The sequence below is a fragment of the Haloarcula japonica DSM 6131 genome (assembly GCF_000336635.1).
Classification (GTDB): Archaea; Halobacteriota; Halobacteria; order Halobacteriales; family Haloarculaceae; genus Haloarcula; species Haloarcula japonica.
This window is the reverse complement of record NZ_AOLY01000037.1, coordinates 212,088-226,666: the sequence shown is the minus strand read 5'-3', so window position 1 is coordinate 226,666 and position 14,579 is coordinate 212,088. Positions and strand designations below refer to the sequence as shown.

The window sequence follows — 14,579 nt, the reverse complement described above, 5'->3', positions numbered from 1 at the left end:
ACACCATAGGTCCTGGTAGCCTGCAATGCCGCTTCTCATCGATATTCGGAAACTCACACTCATCACCAGACTCATTCAGGACGGGGCTGAACAGGTCGCCGATTCGCTGGCGACGCTGGCCGGCGTCGACGCCGCCGTCGAGATCAAGAGCCTCTCGTTCGTCCAGCCGGAGGACATTGCTACTGAGATGGGCGGCGGGACCATTTATAGCGCTCGCGTCCGGCTGACAGAGCCACCGTACGGCGTTTTCTTGATGACTTTCGAGACAGAGACAGCTGCGGAGATTGCGGAGCTGATGACCGGCTCCAGCGTCGACGACGGGTTCACACAGCTCCACGAGTCCGCGCTGCAGGAGATGTGTAACATCCTCACCTCAGGCTTCATCGACGGCATCGCGAACACGCTGGACGCGACCATCAACATGGGGACGCCGACAGTCGTACAGGACGACGCAACCGAGATCGCCGACAAAGCGCTCTCGCACGTCCGCCGGGATTCGCTGACTATCGTGCTCGACTCGCTCGTCGACATCAAGGAGAGCGACGTCGCGTTCTCGCTCCGCATCTTCTTGATCCCCGATCCCGGCTCGTTCGTCCATCTCATCGACCAACTGGACTATGACACCGACCGCGAAACACACATCTCGGCCGACACCGACGCGGTCAAAGAACTCGATATGTCCGGTGACGCAGGCGCGCTTGATGCCTTCGATTCCTCGGAGTAACCGTACCGAACCCACGACGTTGAAGGGGGTTGCGTCCAACCGCCGCATATGAGTGTCGTAAACGCGGCTGTCTTCGGGGTGCACCTGATATTCGCCGCGCTGTGGGCTGGAACCGTGTTGTTCATGACCTACGCCGTTCTCCCGACGGCGCTGAACGGCGACTCCTCGCCGGGACCGCTGTCGACGATTACCGGGAAGCTCAAGACGGTGTCGCGGACGAGCGCGCTGCTCCTGTTTCTGACGGGTGGACATCTGGCAGCGACCCGTTACACCGCCGAATCGCTGACGGGGACTGGTCGCGGCCACCTCGTCATCTCGATGATCGTCCTGTGGTTCATGTTGGCTGGCCTCGTCGAGGTCGGGGCGTCGAAGCTCAGCGACGGCTTCGACCAGCAGAAGGTCCGCGAACCGGCCCGGAACGCACGCCCGTTCCTGCTCGGTGCGTCCGTCGTCGCCATCCTGCTCCTGCTCGACGCTGGCGCGATTCTGGGCCTGTACTGAACAGTCCACACGCCGGTTGCCGATTTCTGCGCATGCATACCTGTATCAGCAGATACAAATCACTATCCGGCATATGGGTACCCAATGTGGCCGTGGGGACACCTCGCCGTCGCCTATCTCGTCTACGTCGTCTACACTCGCCTTGACTCGACCCATCGACAGACTGCGGCGACGCTCACTGCACTGGCGGTGGGCTCGCAGTTCCCGGACCTGATCGACAAACCGCTGGCTTGGACGTTCGGCGTCTTACCGTCCGGGCGGTCGCTCGCGCACTCGCTGTTCACGCTCCTCTTGCTTGCCGTAGTCTTGCACTGGCTCGCAGTCCGATATCGCCGAACGGACCTCTCGACAGCGTTCACGCTCGGTGCATTCGTACACACGCTGACAGATATGAGTCCGACTGCGGTAGCGGGGCTGCTCGGCGGTGACCTGACGCAGACCCAGTGGCTGCGCTTTCTCGTGTGGCCGCTCCAGCCTCCGCCGCCGTACGCCAACGACACGTCCTTCGTCGAGCAGTTCGCCTCGCTCTCTTTCGAGCCGTACGTCCTGTTCCAGTTCGGGCTGTTCGGCCTCGCCGTCGCCGTGTGGCTCGCCCACGGCGCGCCCGGTTTCCGGACGGTCACTCGCCGGAGCAAGGCAGTGTTCACCGAATCTGCGGATTAAAGACGCTCGGAAACGTGGTCCGCACATTTCAGTGCGAGCGCGGCGATGGTCAGCGTCGGGTTCATCGACCCGGCAGTGACGAACACCGACGAGGACGCGATTGAGAGGTTCGCCACGTCGTGGGTCCGTAGCTGCGGGTCGACCACGCTCGCTTGCGGGTCGGTCCCCATCCGCGTCGTTCCCATGTGATGGTACGCCGGCCCGGTGTCCGCCGGACCGACCGTCCAGGAGATGTCGACCCCCAGCTCCGATAGCACGGCGTGCTGTATCTCGTTCGCCCGCGAGAGCGACCGCTCCAGCCGGTCGCCCCACGACCACTGAATATCTGGAACTGGGTTGCCGTGGTCATCCGTCGTTGACGTGTCCAGCGTTACGCGGTTTTCCTTCCGCGGCGGCTGGCCGACCAGCCCGCCCATCGCGATGCTGTTGCCGTAGCTTTCGCGGAGGCTCGACAGCAGCGTATCGCCCCACTCCTCGCCGGAGAGCGCCAATTCGACCGGTGACGGGCCAGCGTAGTTCAGGAACTCCAGTTTGAGCGGCGACAGCGCTTCGGCAGTGGGCCCGACGATTGTCTCGCCGTCCGCGACGCGCTCGACCGCTTGCCCGGGGTCGTCGTAGAACTGGTGGCACTCGCTCGTGAGAAAGCCGACGTGATTCTGGCGCGTTTCCCGGTCGAGCGTACCGCCCGCCCCAGCGAACAGGTGGTCCATGAAGTAGTGGCCGACCAGCCCAGAACTGTTCGCCAGCCCGTCCGGGTGGTCGTCGCTCGCCGACAGCAGGAGGAGCCGCGGCGTCTCGACGCCACCCGCTGCGATGACGAACTCGCGGGCAGTCTGGCGATGTTCGGTCCCATCTGGTGTCGCGTAGACGGCCGCTTCGACGCGTCCATCGTCGTCGGTTTCGAGGCGCTGGACCGGCGCGCGGTCGATGAGTCTGGTTCCCTCGGCTTCGGCGTCCTCGATGTGGACGCTGGCGTCGTACTTTGCGCCGGAGGGACAGACCGGCTGGCAGGTCCCGTAGCCCACGCACGGCCCCCGATCGTCGTACGGTTCCGAGTTCCGAGCGTTCGGCACAGAGTGCATCGTGATTCCCAGGCGCTCACAGGCCTCGGCGAACAGCGAGTCGCTGTACGACGGCGGAAAGCCGGGCAACGGGTACGCGCCGTCCCGCGGCGGGGTAAAGGGGTTGTCCGCGTCACCGGCGACCCCAAGCGCCCGCTCGGCGTCGGCGTAGTACGGCCGCAGGTCGTCGTAGCTGATCGGCCACGCCGGATCGTCGGTGTCGTGGCTGCCGTCGAAATCCGAGGGATGCAACCGCATCACCATGCCCTGCCAGTGCAGCGTCGACCCGCCGACGCCTTTGACCCGTGAGATGTTCAGTGGGTAGTGCCGCTCGCCGTTCGCACTGAACGCGTCGCGGTCGCCGCCCATCTCCCAGACTGAACCGTGGTCGCCAGGCCGAATCGCCGCCTCCATCTGTTGCTCTCGCTTCGACTTGTCGAACCGCGGCCCAGCCTCTAACACGACCACTTTCTGTCCGTCGCTGGCGAGCTGGCTCGCGATGAGTGCCCCTGCCGGCCCGGCCCCAATGACACAGACATCCGCCCGCTCGGACGGCTCCCGGTCCATTTCAGCAGGAGTTAGGCAAGCCTAAACTTATACGTTGGCATCTCAGGTGCTGTGTGCGGCGACCACGCCGCCTCACAGTCGTCATGGGTCTTATTGGCACGATAGTATGGCCAGCCGTGTTCGCACCGCTGCGTGCGACCGCCCTGATTAGAACCCCGTCATACCGGTTCGCTCCCCTCGGTCGCTGCACGGGCGTGGCGGGAGTGAGCAAACGCGGAGCGTTTGCGAGCTACGCCACGGTCGTGAGTGTGTTTCGAGCGGACGCGAGAAACCACGAAGCGGGCGTGGCGGGATTCGAACCCGCGTTCTAGGGGTTAGGAACCCCTCACCCTAGTCCACTAGGCCACACGCCCTACCGGGTGGTTGATTGAGCGGTGAAAAATCCTTTCGTTATCACTATAGCTCGCTGAAAACGGAGAAGTGGTCGAGATTACGTCTCGGTTTCCGTCGCCGTCTCGGTTGACTCGCCCGAGTCCACGGTGGACGCGTCGGCCCCTTCTGCAGCGCCGCCATCACGCATTTCTTCGAGTTCCTGTTCGACTTCTTCGCGCCCCTTCTGGAACTCGCCCATGGCTTCGCCAGTCGACCGCGCTAGTTTTGGAATCTTGTTCGCGCCGAACAGCAGGACGGCGATGAGGAGGATGACCATCATCTCCGTCGTCCCGGGCATCCCCGGGAACAGTACTCCGGATGTCCCTAACATTGTATCCGAAGGTTACGTGGTTGCTATTATAACCTTTTTGCTCAGGACGGCCTGGCAGGTGAGCCACTGCCGTCGAGACCAACTCTCCAGTATTGTCTGGCATGGGCAGCAGACCGAACGGTAGTCATAACTGAGCCGTGGTCGCTTGGTCTGTCGAAACGGCCTCGCCGGGAACCGACGGCGAGGCCTGACATAGGGGGCGTGGGCAATGGGTGTGGCTCGGAAGCGGCAACACGAGGCACTGGATCTCTGATTTCCCGGTGTCACTGGCTTGGGACGCCGACAGATAGACCGCAGCATGTCCACGGGACTGAGTTGATAGCTGGGCTGTTCAGGTGACACGGTTTCCGTGGCCATGTTCGGCATACATGGTCTGCTTGCGTGCGGGTTCGCACCCGCAGTACCGGCTACACGGTCCTATCAATTTATTATATTCTTGTTAAGCCACTGCTCACCAGCCACAGCGCAGGACAGGTACCCGCCCGGAGATATAACTACTGTCGGGCGCTCAGAGATACCAGATGCCGGCTGATAGTCACACGATGGAAGTCAGGAGCGGGGAAGAGGTAACGATCCGACCGATCAAGCCCGTCGGGGAAGACGTCGTTCGAGTCGATATCGAGGCTGACGGGGTGTGGCGACTCGATATCACGCGTGAGGGCGAAATCGCTGACGTCGTCACGACCCGTGACGCCGACGGGATACTTGCGGACCGCGAACTGCCGGAGTGGATCGACGAAGTCACGGCGAAGTTTGCGCAGTTCTGAGTCGGGACTCGACCACGTCGGAAAGGGTTTTATCTGCCAGGACCCAGGTCGCCAGTATGGTATCAGTCGGAGACGCTGCACCTGATTTCACGGCACCGATCGCAAACGGCGACGTTGACGAGATAACGCTGTCCGAGGCGCTCGACGACGGGCCTGTCGTGCTCGCGTTCTTCCCGGGCGCGTTCACCAGCGTTTGCAGTCACGAAATGAACTCGTTCCAAGACCGACTCGACGAACTCACCGAGGCAGGAACGACGCTATACGGTGTCAGCATCGATACACCGTTCTCACAGAACGCGTTCCGGGACGAACTGGGACTCGAATTCGACCTCGTCAGCGACTCCGGGCGGGAGATCGTCGATGCCTACGACATTTCGATGGATTTCGAGGCGCTCGGCGTTCCGAACGTAGCCAAACGGGCCGTCTTCGTTATCGACGAGAACCAGGAAGTCACGTACGCCTGGGTCAGCGACGACCCTGGTGTCGAACCGGACTACGACGAAGTTATCGACGCCGCTACCTGATCGCGCCGGTGGGGGATTTTTCGCTGTGGGTCGTCTGGCATGTGGTATGAGCGTTGACAGAGACGATACCAGCGGCCGAATTTACGACCCCGAGGCGGACCACGCGTTCCCGGATGGGCGACTGAACGCAGTTCTCGATACCATCACGACTGACGAGGAGATCAAGGCGTATCTCGAAGCCCAGAACATCAACCCCGTCGCGCGCAAACAGTACAACGACCACGGCGCGAAACACATCGGTATCGTTCGGAACCGAGCGTTGTGCCTGTATGACCTCCTCAAACAGGGCGGCGTCGAGTTCAACGGTGCGGCCGACCACGGCCTCGATGAGGCTGACGAGGCTGTCATCATCGCACTTGCGACGACGCTACACGACATCGGCCACGTCGTCCACCGCGATTCACACCCGTACTATTCGATCCCGCTGGCGGCCGACATCCTCGATGACATCCTCCCGGAGTTCTACGGCATCCGTCAGGCGGTTCAGGTAAAGGGCGAGGTGCTCCATGCCATTCTCTGCCATCACACCGAAGAAAACCCGCTGACGCTGGAAGCCGGCGTCGTTCGCGTCGCCGACGCGTTGGACATGGAGCGCGGTCGGTCGCGCATTCCGTACAAGCGCGGCGGCCGCGGTATCGACACCGTCTCCAGCCAGGCTATCGAGACAGTGACGCTGAGCCCGGGCGACGAGTACTCTGTCCTTGTCGAAATCGCAATGAACAACGCGGCCGGCGTCTATCAGGTCGATAATCTTCTGAAAGCCAAACTCAAGCATTCTGGACTGGAAGAACACGTCCGCATCGTTGCGCTCAACACCCGAGAGGACGGCAACCAGATCGTCGAACGAATCGAACTCTAAACTGGATCGACCCAACGGTTTTGTATCGGGCTTCCCTAGCTATGTCCATGAGTCTCACACCCATGGATGAGCCACGGGGTGCCCGGGGCAAGACGGACGACGGCGACGTGCCGTCGCCCTCGCTTCTGGACCGGGTCAGGTACCGCGTGCGCTCAGCCATTGAGACCATTTCGTTTGGGGAGAGGTGTTTTGAGTGGCTTGATGGACGTGGTCGAGACAAACCACAGTCGAAGATTCACACTGATGGGTTCGCTGACGACGTCGTCGCGCCGCCGGAGTGCCCGTCGATCAGCGCTCTTCCGACGCGGTCACGGCCGTTTACGTACCCGACGCGGAATCACGCGGAGAGCAACACTGTTGACCTCGTCGCAGTCGAGGGCGGGGACCAGCTCATCATGACACATCCGGACAACTCGGACGCGAAGATAACATCTGATATCTGGATGGACGTCGAGCGGTAATCAGCAGAATATCTGCTCCCTTTTCCGCCAGTATCCGCATTCCATCGATGCAACGTTCATAGTCGCTGTAGATTGGAAGGCAGTACCCTGCTGTTTCGCTGTCAGACAGTACAGAGCGCCTCCGCTCTCCCGTCGCACAGTTTGATGTACAGGACCAGCAGGCCCGGTCAGGGTCTGTGTGTGCAGGCGCGACGACGGACTAACCGGGAGACAACGACTAGAAATCGTACTGCGCGATATCACTGGAGCCACAGGCCGGACAGGTCGTCCCGTCCGCTTCGAGGGTGGTTCCACAGCGTCGACACTCCAGATGTGACTGCTGTCGAGTCCCCACGACTCGGCGTAATCGCTCCATCATATTTCCAGACAGGGAGCCATGCCGTATATAATCGGCTAATTCGCGGTGAAAGTGAAAACCGCAAGACATGGGTCCGATTCGGATGGTCCGTCAGCCAAGCGTCAGACGCCGCTGTCACACCGTTCGGCCCGCACAGTCACCCCAGTTACGCGCGGGCCTGCTCATGTCGGTCCCGCCTGCCGGACGCGTACAGAAGCGCCAGAAACAGTCCAACTGCGAACAGCCAAACCACCACCAGCCAGAGTAGTATCGGTTGACTCCCACTCCCGAGCATGGGCTGTAAGCGTCACTATCGGTACTTAGTTAGTAGTACTGTATCGGGGCCGGGCACAATGTCACGAGTGGATTATACCTCGGATAACCGTGACACCGGCGTTGGTAGCCCTGGGCCGCCCAGACGTTTTTGTTTATGCCGACGTAGCCACGCCCGATGACGGGAACAGCCGCGGCCGAGCCCACTGTGACGACGTTCACGTCGACTGTCGACCGTATCGATACGACCGCTGTCGTGCTAGCCGAAACGTACTTCTACGCCGAAGGCGGCGGACAGCCGGCTGATCGAGGCACACTCGGTGGCGTCGAGGTCGTCGACGTCCAGCACCGAAACGGCGATATCGTCCACGAACTGGCCGAGCCACCGTCCTTCGACCCGGGCGAGACAGTCGAAGGCCAGATTGACACGGCGTTCCGGACGTACTGCATGCGTGCCCACACGGCCAGTCACGTCCTCTATGGGGCTGGTCGTCGGCTGCTATCGGATCTCGGCTACGGCGGGTTCGACATCAGCGCGACGGCCCCGGACGACGCCGGTGGCGACGACTTCGGACCGGCTATCACTGGGAAGGTACGGGTGGATTTCGAAACGACGACCGAAATCGACGACGAGACACTCACCGAACTTGAGCGGCTGACCAACCGCGCGGTCTGGGAATCATACGACGTGACCTGGGAAGAAATTCCGCGTGACGAAGCACTGGACCGCGACGATATCGCGTTCAACACGAAGACTGAAGAGGGAATCGAGGGCGAGACAGTCAGGGTCGTCACCATCGAGGACTGGGACGTTGCGGCCTGTGGTGGGACACACGTCGGGAACACGCAAGAGATCGGGCCGGTGACAGTGCTCGGTCGGTCCAACCCCGGCGAGGGCCTGACTCGCGTCGAGTTCGCCGTCGGCCCGCGGGCGATCCGCCAGCGGGCGACCGAACACGAGCGGGCGATGGCTGCCGCCCAATCGCTGGATACGAACGTTGCTGAACTCCCGGATGCTGTCGACGGACTCCAGTCGGAGCGTGATGACCTCCGGAACACGGTATCGGACTTCCGGGAGCGTCTGGTTGAGTCCCGTCTCGCTGACCTGCGTGACGACGCCATCGAAGTGGACGGGAAGCGATGGCTCGTCGGGACCGTGGCCGGCCTCGACGCGAACGCTCTCGCTGACCGAGCGGAGTCCGCTGTCGACGACGATATCGACGTGGCCGCGCTGGTGGACGCCGATGGCCAGTATCTGGGCGTCGGTACGACCGGCGGCGTCGATGCCGGCGATGTAGTGGACCAAGTGACGACGGAGTTCGGAGGCGGGGGTGGCGGGCGGCCAACGGTCGCACAGGGCGGGGGACTCGATGCTGACGGGAACGATATCGTTGCCTTTCTCACAGACCTTCCCGGGAACGTAGACTGAGACAGGTGCACCTGGTGGGGGCTCAGTTCGTCCATCTCACAGTCGGGCTCTGCTCCCGTTTTCGCGGTTGATAGCTGGGCCAGTACGTACATCCCTGCCGGCCGGAATCTCAAACCAGATACCGATGGTACATCACATTCTCTGTGTGGACCCGGACGAGGACGCCCGCGAGGAGACGGTCGACAAACTCCGGTCTGAGTTGGCGGCCCAGGACCTCCGCTTCGAGACGGCTGGGTCGCTGGCCAGCGCGGAGGCCGAGCTGACTACGGACACCGCGGCAGTTATCACTGAGTACGAACTCCCCGACGGCACCGGGTTCGACCTCATCGGGGCGGCACAGACGGCCTGTCCGGACGCCGGGTGTATTCTCTACACCGATACCGACCCGGACACCATCGATACAACTGCGCTTCGCGGTTCGATCACGGAATACGTCGGCAAGGATTCGATTTTCGGGACGGAACGCCTCTCACAGCTCCTAGGGACGACCATCGAAACACGGGTGCAGGCGACCTACCCGGTGCCACAGAACGAGACCGAGCGACTGGCGGCGCTCCGGTCGTATGACCTCGACAGCCCGGACCTGCTGGCATCGCTGGACCGAATTACTGACCTCGCGGCTGACCACTTCGATGTCGACCGGGCCTCGATAAACATCATCAACGAACACAGCCAGGACTTCCTGGCCTGCTATGGCGACGCCCAAGATTGGGAGTCGATGGACCGCGAGGACTCCATCTGTACGTTTACCATCCTCGAAGACGACGACGTGATGACCGTCGAGGATGTCACTGAAGACCCTCGCTTCGAGACCCGGAGCGAGACGCTTCTGGACATGGGTATCCGGGCGTACCTGGGTGCAAACCTCATCACGTCGAACGGGCTTGTCATCGGGCCGCTGTGCGTGTACGACGACGACTCACGGGAGTTCTCGGCGGCAGACGAGGCGTACCTCCGTGACCTCGCCGACGTCGCGATGGACCTCATCGAACTCCACTCACGGCTAGACAGCGTCGCCGGAGACATGGGGGAAGCGCAATGACCACAGAGACTGATGGCGGGTACGAGTTCGCCGACGGCATCCCGATCAATCCTATCGACCCGGGGAACATCGTGATGGTCGCTGGGCCGGCCCTCAGCCGCGCGGAGGACGTCGCGCGAACCCTCGTTGCCGACGGGAGCGACAACGGAGAGGGGATGCTGTATATCTCGACAAACATGACCGCGGAGAAACTGTTGAACGCCTGTCGGCAGACCCATTCGCCGTTCGACGACACCCAAATGGGAGTCATCGATTGCAGCGGGCAGGACGCCGCGCAGTCAGTGCTCGGCGAACGTGTCAAGTACGTTTCGACCCAGAGCGACCTGACTGGGATCGGGATGAAGTTCTCGGCACTGTACGAGGGACTGTACGGCGTTGTCGACCAGGGTCGTGTCAGGACGGGACTCATCAGCCTCTCGTCGCTATCGATGTACGTTGATCTGCGGGCGCTGTTCCAGTTTGCACAGACTGTCTCAGGCCGTATCGATAGCGCCGGCGGCCTCGGTGTGTTCGCTATCGACCCGACGACCCACGAAACGAAGGCAGTTAACACGCTGAGTCAGGTCGCTGACGGGCGTATCGAGGTCAGAGAGTCCGAGAACGGATCGGGCGACGGCGAACTCCGGGTCCGTGGTTTGCCAGACCAGCCCAGCGGCTGGCAGTCGTTCACCCTATCAGAATAGCAACGGGGGACTCAATCGCCCCGGTTTGGCGTCCCGTTGAACCGTGCAACCTCGTTTCGCAGGGCGTCCCGTTTCAACAGTCCGAACCCGATGAGAATACAGGCGAATCCGACACCCGTGTAAACCGTCGGCGTCTCGTCGAGGAACAGCAGTCCGGTAGCTGTCTCTTATACACATCTNTCAGCAGTCCACTGAACGTCGGCTATCGATTCGGAGGCCCCGAGGCTGACACCGTGCATGAGCACCGCACCGAGCAGCATCGACCACGCTTCCATCGTCTCTATCTCTAGATCGTCGTCGAAGCGGCGGGTCAGCACGCTCCCGAGGGCGAACGACGTGGCCGCGAGGAAGACCAGGAATAGCGACACGGTTCGGGGGTCGAGGAGGTTCCCCGGGTCGGGGTTGCTGAGAACGCCGACCCCGACGAACCCGACGAGTAAGCCGATAATACCCAACGCCGTGAGCCGTTCATCCGGGAGGAACGCACGTGCGAACCCGGTCGTGAGAATCGGCGAGAGGCTCACGACGATAGCGGCGGCGGCACTGGTGGTTCCCTGCTCGCCGACGAACAGGAAGATGTGGTACGCGGCGATCAGGAGTGAGCCGCCGATACCCACGACAATCCAGTCGGTCCGACTCTTCGGGACCCACTGGTCGGTGGCGTACACCGCGTAGCCGAGCATCAACAGGCCGGCGAGGTCGTACCGGAACGCCGCAAACAGTATCGGCGGGAAGTACTCCAGCCCAGCCTTGATGGCGGTGAAGGCGCTGCCCCAGGCGGCTGCGAGCGCGACGAAGAGGATGGCGTTGCGGAACCGCATCGCCGGTCAGTCGGCCGCCTCGCTGTCCTTATCCGGCTCGTACGTCTCGGCGAGCGCGTCGAGTGACTCGTGGTGTTCCGTCGTGTGGGGTGCGGTCAGCGGCGAGACGCTGACCTTTCCGTCGACGACGGCACGGCGGTCAGTCCCTTCGGGGTCAGGGATATCGCCGTCGGCCATGTGCTCCCAGATGCGGTCGTGGAGCGTCACGGCGTCGCCATCCTGCACGGCGTCCATCTCGTAGAGGTGAGACGGTCGTGTGACCGTCATCTGTGCGTCGCCCCACTCGGCGACGGGGGCGTTGACGTTCAGGTAGTCACACTGTTCGAACACACCGGCGTCGACGGCATGGTCGGCCAGATAGGTCGTCGCCTTCGCTGCCTCACGGTAGCTGTCGCCGTTGGCCTCGATGTCGGCGAAGGCGGCGTCCTCACGGACCGGGATGTACATCGAGACGGCCATCGCCGGCACGTCGAAGAAGGTGGCTTCGACGGCAGCGCTGACAGTCCCCGACCGGCCCAGAACGTACGCGCCGAGGTTCGCCCCGCGGTTACAGCCCGCGACGACGAGGTCGGTGTCGGTGACAAGCGCTTCCAGTCCCGCCACGACGCAGTCCGAGGGCGTCCCCTCGACGGCATAACCGAGTTCGTGCTCGTGGACGGTCACTTCGTGTGAAATAGCCCGACCGACCGCGCTCTGGTCCTCCGCCGGGGCGACCGCGGTCACGTCGCCGACTGTCGAGAGACCGTCGTACAGCGCCCGGAGGCCGGCGCTCTCGATGCCGTCGTCGTTCGTCAGCAGAATCGTCGGCTCGTCCATACGCTCCGTGGGGCCGTCTGCGAGAAAAGCCCACCGCTAGCGGGCCCGGTCGACGACCGTCTCACCGTCGACGACGACGTTGTACGCTTCCTCGTCGTCGTTCCACAGCACCAGCGCGTTCTCGAAGGACAGCAGGTCGCCGTAGTCGGCGTTCCGGAGGTCCTCGTTCAGAATTGAGGACTCAGTCAGGACAGCGAAGTGGTCGACCTTTTGACTCCCGTCGCCCAGCAGATACAGCGGATTTGCACCCTCACGCTCGGCGAGGTCGTGGCTGAGCTTGACTCCGAGGAAATTCACGCGGTCAGTGACGTAGTTCTCGGCGTCGGCCATCGGCGCGTGGATGCCCCGGTCCGGCGTCACGTCGTGCTTTCGCTTGCCGTCGGTTCGCAGGACGCTGTAGGCGAACTGCACGTCCGTGTTGACGAACTCGCCCGTCCCGCCCGCGGGGTCGTCGAGGCGCTGCTGCATGGTCGGCACCTCGATGTCGGGCTTGCGGTCGAAGGACCACGACTCGCTGTCGGGGGATTGGTGGGGCCAGAGCCGCACCGTCGGCCCGTACACCGTCGCCGGGCCGCCGTCGGCCACCTCGCGCTCGACTGTTCGGAGCTCTATGGCCGTGTTCCGGTCGGCCGGAGCCAGCGCCAGCAACGTCCCGTCGTCGGCAAGCGCTTCGACGTATCGGTAGAGGGTCGCCGCCGCGTCGTCGAGTTCGCTGAGGACGTTGCCGAAGATGATGAGGTCGTATCCCTCGGAGTCGGTGTCGCCGTTGCCGCTGTCGCTGCTGATGTCTTCACCGCTGTCGTCGCCGAACGGCGACGACGGGTCGAACTCCTCGGCGAGCGCCCGGTGAATTTCCCAGCGGACGTTCTGGCCGCTGTCTTCCAGTAAGCTCTCCAGCACATCGGCGGCGGCGCTCGGCTCGACGGCGTGATAGTCAAGCAGGGCGTCGTCCGGGAGCAGGTCCCGCAGGGCGAGCGCCGGGCCGCCGACGCCGGCCCCTACGTCCAGCACTCGGAGCTGTGACGGGAGCAGACCGTCCGCGGCGAGGTCCGCGAGGACGTATTTCGCCACGGCGTAGTAGTCCGGCAGGTGGTAGACGGCGTAGCCAAGCGCGGTCAGTTCGTCGTATTCGACAGCCTGGCCCTGGAGGTACCGCTCCTTGATGTCGCGGATGCGCTCCCTGAGTTCGTCACCGCTGTCGCCGCTGTGCCACTCCAGTCCGCCCCACTCTGTCAACAGGTCGATGACCTGCTGCTCGTAGCGGTCCGGGAACCGGTCGACACCGTCGAAGTCTACCGAGAGCCGTCCCTCAGGTGCCGGAACGAAGGTCCCGTCGTCCTGTTCGACGAGGCCAAGGTCGAACGCCTCCTCCCTGAGTACCTGCTTGACGACGGCGGGGTGGGGCTGGCCTTCGACGTATTCGTGTAGCTCCTCGGGGTCCAGCGGTCGGACGTTGCGGAGGTACTGGGCGTTGTCGCGTATCTGCTGGCGTGTGTCCTGGTTCATGAGAGTTGCTCGTAGAGCCGCTCGAAAGTATCTGCGTCGGCGTCGGCGATCTTCTGGGCGGCGTCGGCGACTCCGTCCGCGCCGTCGAATGTACGCTGGATATCGGAATACACCCGCGGGTCGCCGCCGGTGACCTGCTCGATGAGGTCGAACAGACCGGCCGAAATCGGCGTCTGAAACCGGTCAGGCACGTCGGCGGCGGCCATCGCGAACGCGAGTACAGCGGCGTGGGCGCTGGCTTGGACCGTTTCCATGGCTTCGTCGTGTTCCGCCGCCGTTGTCTCGAAGCAGTTGTTCCCTGCTGCAGCGAGTGCGTCGACGATAGCAGTAGCGTCGGGGCCCGGTCCATCGGCAACGACGGCGACGTTACCGGGCGCGTTCTCGGGGGCAAACAGCGGGTGGAGGCTCAATCGCTGACCGCCGGGCATCGCATCCCGCATCGCCGCGACGGGGCCGGCCATGCTCCCAGTCACGTCGACGATTGCATCCGTAGCACACGGCGCGAACTCGTCGATAGCCGTCTCGGCGACGGGCATCGGTACGGCGATACAGACAATATCGAAAGTCCCGGCCGCGTCGCTGGCGACAGCGCGCCCGCCGACCGCGTTTGCAGCGGCTTCGGCGGCCGCCTGGTCGAGGTCGGTGAAGGCGACGGTCGCGTCGGCGTGGGTCCGGACCGTGCGTGCGAACCACTGGCCCATCGCGCCGGCACCAACGACGAGGACGTTCATCGGCCCAGCGTAGCCCGTCCCGTCTCAAAAGCCGTTCGGTCACACGGCCGCTCACCGCGACACCGCAGGTGACGATGGTCGGGTAGACAGCCGTCGAACAGCCCGCTGTGG

15 protein-coding genes, 1 tRNA gene and 1 pseudogene are annotated in these 14,579 nt (G+C 63.2%); 10 read left to right on the top strand and 7 right to left on the bottom strand.

Annotated features, from left to right (window positions below):
- Positions 1-25: 25 nt before the first annotated feature.
- From C444_RS12335 to C444_RS12325, 3 genes are all read left to right on the top strand, one after another.
- The gene (locus C444_RS12335; RefSeq protein WP_004593203.1) at positions 26-724 is read left to right on the top strand and encodes a chemotaxis protein CheC; all 699 of its coding nucleotides are present in this window, start codon (positions 26-28) and stop codon (positions 722-724) included.
- 48 nt (positions 725-772) lie between these two features.
- Positions 773-1,225, top strand: coding sequence for a hypothetical protein (locus tag C444_RS12330; RefSeq protein ID WP_004593202.1), 453 nt, complete (start codon positions 773-775; stop codon positions 1,223-1,225).
- 84 nt (positions 1,226-1,309) lie between these two features.
- Positions 1,310-1,888: a metal-dependent hydrolase gene (locus tag C444_RS12325; protein ID WP_004593201.1), complete on the top strand. Its 579-nt coding sequence runs from the start codon at positions 1,310-1,312 to the stop codon at positions 1,886-1,888.
- On the opposite strand, the gene C444_RS12320 is transcribed toward C444_RS12325, so the two are convergent.
- The 3 genes from C444_RS12320 to C444_RS12310 form a co-directional block, all read right to left on the bottom strand.
- On the bottom strand, positions 1,885-3,516 hold the full coding sequence (locus C444_RS12320; RefSeq protein ID WP_004593200.1) for a GMC family oxidoreductase: 1,632 nt from the start codon (positions 3,514-3,516) through the stop codon (positions 1,885-1,887). The two genes, C444_RS12325 and C444_RS12320, sit on opposite strands and share 4 nt — an antisense overlap.
- A gap of 279 nt (positions 3,517-3,795) precedes the next feature.
- Positions 3,796-3,869, bottom strand: a tRNA-Arg gene (locus C444_RS12315).
- A 77-nt stretch (positions 3,870-3,946) separates the two neighbouring features.
- Positions 3,947-4,186: a twin-arginine translocase TatA/TatE family subunit gene (locus tag C444_RS12310; RefSeq protein ID WP_004593199.1), complete on the bottom strand. Its 240-nt coding sequence runs from the start codon at positions 4,184-4,186 to the stop codon at positions 3,947-3,949.
- Positions 4,187-4,740: 554 nt separating this feature from the next.
- Here C444_RS12310 and C444_RS12305 point away from each other — a divergent pair.
- The 7 genes from C444_RS12305 (at position 4,741) to C444_RS12275 (ending at position 10,594) form a co-directional block, all read left to right on the top strand.
- On the top strand, positions 4,741-4,986 hold the full coding sequence (locus tag C444_RS12305; RefSeq protein WP_004593198.1) for a hypothetical protein: 246 nt from the start codon (positions 4,741-4,743) through the stop codon (positions 4,984-4,986).
- 56 nt (positions 4,987-5,042) lie between these two features.
- Positions 5,043-5,510 (top strand): peroxiredoxin, encoded by a 468-nt coding sequence (locus C444_RS12300; RefSeq protein ID WP_004593197.1) that lies wholly within the window; start codon positions 5,043-5,045, stop codon positions 5,508-5,510.
- Between the two features lie 46 nt (positions 5,511-5,556).
- Positions 5,557-6,369: an HD domain-containing protein gene (locus C444_RS12295; RefSeq protein WP_004593196.1), complete on the top strand. Its 813-nt coding sequence runs from the start codon at positions 5,557-5,559 to the stop codon at positions 6,367-6,369.
- 62 nt (positions 6,370-6,431) lie between these two features.
- Positions 6,432-6,830 carry a hypothetical protein gene (locus tag C444_RS12290; protein ID WP_004593195.1) on the top strand — a complete coding sequence of 133 codons (399 nt, stop codon included), beginning with the start codon at positions 6,432-6,434 and terminating at the stop codon, positions 6,828-6,830.
- A 788-nt stretch (positions 6,831-7,618) separates the two neighbouring features.
- Entirely contained in the window at positions 7,619-8,869 is a 1,251-nt protein-coding gene (locus C444_RS12285) for an alanyl-tRNA editing protein (RefSeq protein WP_004593192.1), read from the top strand.
- A gap of 145 nt (positions 8,870-9,014) precedes the next feature.
- Positions 9,015-9,911: a GAF domain-containing protein gene (locus tag C444_RS12280; RefSeq protein WP_239641296.1), complete on the top strand. Its 897-nt coding sequence runs from the start codon at positions 9,015-9,017 to the stop codon at positions 9,909-9,911.
- Positions 9,908-10,594, top strand: coding sequence for a DUF7504 family protein (locus C444_RS12275; RefSeq protein WP_004593190.1), 687 nt, complete (start codon positions 9,908-9,910; stop codon positions 10,592-10,594). The genes C444_RS12280 and C444_RS12275 overlap by 4 nt, the downstream gene beginning before the upstream one ends.
- 11 nt (positions 10,595-10,605) lie before the next feature.
- Here C444_RS12275 and C444_RS12270 read toward each other — a convergent pair.
- The 4 genes and pseudogenes from C444_RS12270 to C444_RS12255 all read right to left on the bottom strand — a co-directional run bounded on the left by C444_RS12270 (position 10,606) and on the right by C444_RS12255 (position 14,468).
- A pseudogene (locus tag C444_RS12270) lies at positions 10,606-11,415 on the bottom strand (DMT family transporter).
- Positions 11,416-11,421: 6 nt separating this feature from the next.
- Positions 11,422-12,231 (bottom strand): 5'/3'-nucleotidase SurE, encoded by an 810-nt coding sequence (gene surE / locus C444_RS12265; RefSeq protein ID WP_004593188.1) that lies wholly within the window; start codon positions 12,229-12,231, stop codon positions 11,422-11,424.
- Between the two features lie 36 nt (positions 12,232-12,267).
- Positions 12,268-13,737 carry a small ribosomal subunit Rsm22 family protein gene (locus tag C444_RS12260; protein WP_004593187.1) on the bottom strand — a complete coding sequence of 490 codons (1,470 nt, stop codon included), beginning with the start codon at positions 13,735-13,737 and terminating at the stop codon, positions 12,268-12,270.
- Complete coding sequence (locus tag C444_RS12255; protein ID WP_004593186.1) at positions 13,734-14,468, bottom strand: prephenate dehydrogenase/arogenate dehydrogenase family protein; 735 nt, start codon at positions 14,466-14,468, stop codon at positions 13,734-13,736. Before C444_RS12255 ends, C444_RS12260 begins: the two co-directional genes overlap by 4 nt.
- Positions 14,469-14,579: the final 111 nt, after the last annotated feature.